This window comes from Peribacillus sp. NPDC097264 (genome assembly GCF_050277925.1).
Classification (GTDB): domain Bacteria; phylum Bacillota; class Bacilli; order Bacillales; family DSM-1321; genus Peribacillus.
This window is the reverse complement of sequence record NZ_JBNNSR010000024.1, coordinates 1-4,334: the sequence shown is the minus strand read 5'-3', so window position 1 is coordinate 4,334 and position 4,334 is coordinate 1. Positions and strand designations below refer to the sequence as shown.

The 4,334-nt window shown below is 33.4% G+C and carries 5 protein-coding genes; 1 reads left to right on the top strand and 4 read right to left on the bottom strand.

Annotated features, from left to right (window positions below; all coding sequences use genetic code 11):
* Positions 1-494 precede the first annotated feature (494 nt).
* Positions 495-812 carry a hypothetical protein gene (locus ACQKL0_RS20090; RefSeq protein ID WP_427689204.1) on the top strand — a complete coding sequence of 106 codons (318 nt, stop codon included), beginning with the start codon at positions 495-497 and terminating at the stop codon, positions 810-812.
* Between the two features lie 743 nt (positions 813-1,555).
* Here ACQKL0_RS20090 and ACQKL0_RS20085 read toward each other — a convergent pair.
* The 4 genes from ACQKL0_RS20085 to ACQKL0_RS20070 all read right to left on the bottom strand — a co-directional run bounded on the left by ACQKL0_RS20085 (position 1,556) and on the right by ACQKL0_RS20070 (position 4,199).
* Positions 1,556-2,524 carry a hypothetical protein gene (locus ACQKL0_RS20085; protein WP_427689202.1) on the bottom strand — a complete coding sequence of 323 codons (969 nt, stop codon included), beginning with the start codon at positions 2,522-2,524 and terminating at the stop codon, positions 1,556-1,558.
* Positions 2,525-2,863: 339 nt separating this feature from the next.
* Positions 2,864-3,430 carry a hypothetical protein gene (locus ACQKL0_RS20080; RefSeq protein WP_427689200.1) on the bottom strand — a complete coding sequence of 189 codons (567 nt, stop codon included), beginning with the start codon at positions 3,428-3,430 and terminating at the stop codon, positions 2,864-2,866.
* A 55-nt stretch (positions 3,431-3,485) separates the two neighbouring features.
* Complete coding sequence (locus ACQKL0_RS20075) at positions 3,486-3,674, bottom strand: hypothetical protein (RefSeq protein ID WP_427689198.1); 189 nt, start codon at positions 3,672-3,674, stop codon at positions 3,486-3,488.
* Positions 3,675-3,902: 228 nt separating this feature from the next.
* Positions 3,903-4,199 (bottom strand): hypothetical protein, encoded by a 297-nt coding sequence (locus ACQKL0_RS20070; RefSeq protein ID WP_427689196.1) that lies wholly within the window; start codon positions 4,197-4,199, stop codon positions 3,903-3,905.
* Between the last annotated feature and the right edge of the window lie 135 nt (positions 4,200-4,334).

Genomic DNA, 4,334 nt, shown 5'->3' with positions numbered 1-4,334 from the left:
GTGTTTGAACGTATTTCACGCCGTCATTTTTTGTTTCGATTTTTTCGCTTTGTGTTCTAATCGATATAATCACATCAACCAGATCCCGACTAGACAAACCTAATTCTTTTGTTCCAATTGAAACAAACTTATCACCTGATTCAACATCGATAAGTGTATATAAATTAACAGTCGACTTTTCATCAACCTTTAAAATGATAAATTTTTTATTAATCTCAAATTTAATTTGGATTCACCTCCTGAATATATCTGATAATAATCCGAAATTATTCAAAGTCAATTTATTTAATAATTTATATAAAAAAAAGAAACCACCATTGTAGTCTTTAGTGGTTCTTACATTGCAAATGCTATAATTCGCAATAAGTTTAAAATAAAAAAATTCAAAATAATTATCGCTAGCTATTTGGATTAGCTATTTTGAATGGTAAAATAATCAAGCTAGGTCAACTTCCTCTGCACGACTATAAAATCGCTGAGGGGTAAAAAACACTATGGATAATGAACAAAGGAATTTGGAGGAACAGCAGCCCGCATCCAGCACCACTGCTGTATCCACAGAAACATCAGTAACACCAGTAACACAATTAGTACCAGCAACACCCGAGACTCATTTGCCGAGAGGCATTATGATTATCGATAGATTGTCAAACAGTTTCTATAAAGTAGGTCTAGGCTTACTATTCATCACACTTTCAGGAGCATTAGGTGTAGCTACCTACCTGTGGGTAAAAGGTTTCGTCAGCACTGATTTGTATTTCAAGCTAGTCCAAGCAATTCTCGAATTAATGCAAAACTTGATACTTGTTTAATCGCATCTAGTCTAATCTTCTGAACTGTTCTATGAGTCGATGATTATGCTTACCTGGATCAATGGAGTGGTGTAGGAGCTGCGAAGTTGTGATGGGTAGATCTAGTGGAATGACGGAGGCTGTATAGGCGATTAGGATGAGAATCAGGAGAAGACTTTCTCATTAACAAAAATAAAAGGACCGAATGGGTGTAGGAGTGTCCCATTGGTCCTTTTATTTTTCGTTTGCAAGAACATTGCTTCCGGCCGGAGTTAGTTAGCTAATCTACGGGTGGAAGTATAAATTGATCACGTATTGATCTTTTAGTTGCAAACAGTTATCCCTCCTCTTAAATCGACTGCCAAAAACGGCCGTCTTATTTGTACGAAATTAAACAAAAAAACAGCAGCTGTCGCTTAATGAGGTTTTTTTAACTCTAGGAAAATGAAATTACCAAAAGGAATTTTATTTTCGCATCCAGTTTAAGTATAACACTTTTGTTATATTCTTAATCAAGTGGTGATTTGTAAAAAATGTTAAATTTTTTAGTCATATAACGAAAGACCTTAATTTTTCAACAAAAGTAAAGAGAGCCAAAATAGGCTCTCTTTACTTTTTGTATAGGCATTCTATTTTATCTGATTCTTTTCAGACTTTAATCAGAACATCAGTTGAAGGATATCTGATAATCTTATATACTTTAATAAGTATTAAATTATGAAATTATGAAATTATGCATTTCTTAAGTCATCTGGGGAGATGACTTAAACAAATAATTCATTTGGTTTTAAACCAATCCACGTCGCGACTTGTCCTACCAAGTCGTTTTTTCTTTTCTCTAATTCTTTTTTAAATTGTTCTGTTAAATCTTCATCATTTTCGCCTACTAATTCTCTCATCATTTTTCTGTATTTTGCTTTAGTACCTTTAGCTAATTCTGATATTTCATTTGGATGTCGTTCCAGATATTCGAGCATCGCCCGATCTTGGATACTGGGAACAGTTCTAGAATTAATTTTCGGTTCTTTTATCATCAAATTATCAAAAATCGAATGACCAATAGTTATTGCATCTCTTTTGAGTTCAAACTCTAATCTCCACCAAACCGGACGTTCTGTTTTTTCAATTTCTCTAAGTTCTGCACGAAGATCCTCGTAAGATTCAATATCATATTGTCCAATACCATTCTCAAACTTCTGTAAAATTTTCTTTTTCCTCTCTTGAAGTTCAACAGCCTTGTTATAAATTCTCACCATTTTCTCCGAAGTTCTCGCACCTAAATACAAAGTTTCTAAATCACCTTTTCGAGATTCTATTTTTGTTCTTTTTGTTTGTATTTTTTGTATGTAAGCAAATTTAGCAAGATTGTAATCACAATCAAAAGCTATATCCAAACGAGATAAACCGATATTAGTTAAAAGAGGAAGTACATTTTCTAACAACCAATCTTTCTCAATACTGCTTATATGTTTCGGATTGAATTCCATCCTCAACGCCCGACGATTCATTACCTTAGCTTTTTCAGGGTCAAAACTAAAAAATATTTTATTAAATAGTTTCCCTTCAGCAACAGAACCAACTTTCCATAAATCAATTGAACTAGAATGATTAACTAGTTTTTGAAAATCTTCTAATCTATAATTCTTAACATCACCCATTATAGTTAACTTATCAATCGATACATCAAAAATATCGATTGTCTTTTTTTCTTGAATCAACTTTCCAACTGCCATAAAATCACCTACTTTTCTTAAAAGAGACACCATTTTAAAAACCTATAAAACCACCTTTGTTTTGTCAAAGGTTCAAATTTTGACCCTGTAACCGGCTATTAGATATAGCCGGTTACAATCAATATGGATAATACCCCAAGTTAACAAATTCAGAAGTAAATTTGAACTCTACCCATATATTCCACAGTCATATTTACAACGAGCCTCTACCCTCTTAAACTCCGTGAAGCATACCCCGTCGGGGAAAACCGCCCTCTGGGGCACCCTCCACAAAGTTTAACAAAGAGAGTTTCTCATAATAAATACGCTTTTGCGGCATAAACGTCCTCACTTCAATAATTACCCAAATTCCCTCATAAATTTTTGCAACGCCATTTCCACAAGGTCATTTCTGCTCATTCTTTTAGTTTCACTTATTTTTTTAGCAAAATCTTCAAAGCGTTCAAAGGTTTCCAAACTGATTTCATAATTAGCTTTTTTTGTTGGCTTTCGAGGTGGAAGTTTAGAAAGTTCATCAACTAATTCAAAACCCTTTGGACAATCTGCTCTACCTTTGAATAACTCTTTAACGAACTTTATTTCATCTTCCGTCAGATTTAAAGCTTCAGTTTCTACTATTGTTTTTTTATTGAATTTTTCTCTGTTTTTTATATTTCCCTTCAAAGTTGATACTCTCTTTCTCTTACCCACAGCAGAAACCCTTTCCTCAAGTAGCTCCTCGAGTAGCAACTCAGGCTCTTCACCATCACTAGTATATATACGAAGTTGTGTTTTTCGATTGAATGGATACCCATTTTCTTTTAACACATCACCCATCAAATCCTTACTCACATTAAATTGTCTAGCTAGATCGCTAACCGTCTTTTGTTTGGTATTAAGAATTTTCACAGCTTCTTTTAACTTCAAAAGCTCATCTCCCTTTTCTTACCTTTATCAGACTTTTCTCAGATATTTTCAGGATTTATATTTTTTTGAAATCCCCAATTTCTTCGTACTTTTTTTTGATTAAATCCTGAATAACATCCCCCTGACTTACTCTTCCAATTTCTATTTTTGAACGATAATATTCTGTAATTTGTTCGACCATCTCTTTATACTCAATTGGAAGTTTCGCATTCAGATGATAGAGTTTTTTCGGAGTTTCTTTCATTTGTCTTTCACCTCAATTTATTATTGATTTAATTGTACTTTACTATTTCTTTACTTAAAAGGTTTCATCCTTCTTTTTTTTGACAAAAAGAAAAAAATAGCCAAATTCATAAGTAAAAGAACATTCCACTGCTCGTACTTGCTCACACTTGGTTCTATATTGAATAAGAACCAAGCGAGCAAACGAACAAAGAATGCCCTTATTCACTTGGAATTTGACGCATACTTTTCATTCATCAAATTGTGCAAAAAACTTCGCGTTCATATTGTAGCGTTTATTTATAACTTCAGTGAATGAATAGAGAGCCGAAAAACCTTTTTGTTGCTTACTACTGCATTGAAAACCGACAATCATATTTTCTCGCTCTTCAGCTGTCAGACTAATTTTTAGAACATCTTTTAAATCAGAATACGTCCAAAAGTCCGAAGGCATATACCGATCTCCTGAATCCTCAAAAGAATAGACAGACAAACCACTCTTCCGAACTATTTTCTCGTCATAAAATCCATATTCATTTGGTTTCATTAAGCTTTCGCCTTACTAATTTTTGAAACAAATGTATTCAGTGTTTGAACGTATTTCACGCCGTCATTTTTTGTTTCGATTTTTTCGCTTTGTGTTCTAATCGATATAATCACATCAACCAGATCCCGACTAGAC

Excerpts from the sequence above, each read along its gene's own strand:
- ACQKL0_RS20075 (WP_427689198.1), bottom strand. The coding sequence starts at position 3,674 with ATGAAAGAAACTCCGAAAAAACTCTATCATCTGAATGCGAAACTTCCA.
- ACQKL0_RS20090 (WP_427689204.1), top strand. The coding sequence starts at position 495 with ATGGATAATGAACAAAGGAATTTGGAGGAACAGCAGCCCGCATCCAGC.
- ACQKL0_RS20070 (WP_427689196.1), bottom strand. The coding sequence starts at position 4,199 with ATGAAACCAAATGAATATGGATTTTATGACGAGAAAATAGTTCGGAAG.
- ACQKL0_RS20085 (WP_427689202.1), bottom strand. The coding sequence starts at position 2,524 with ATGGCAGTTGGAAAGTTGATTCAAGAAAAAAAGACAATCGATATTTTT.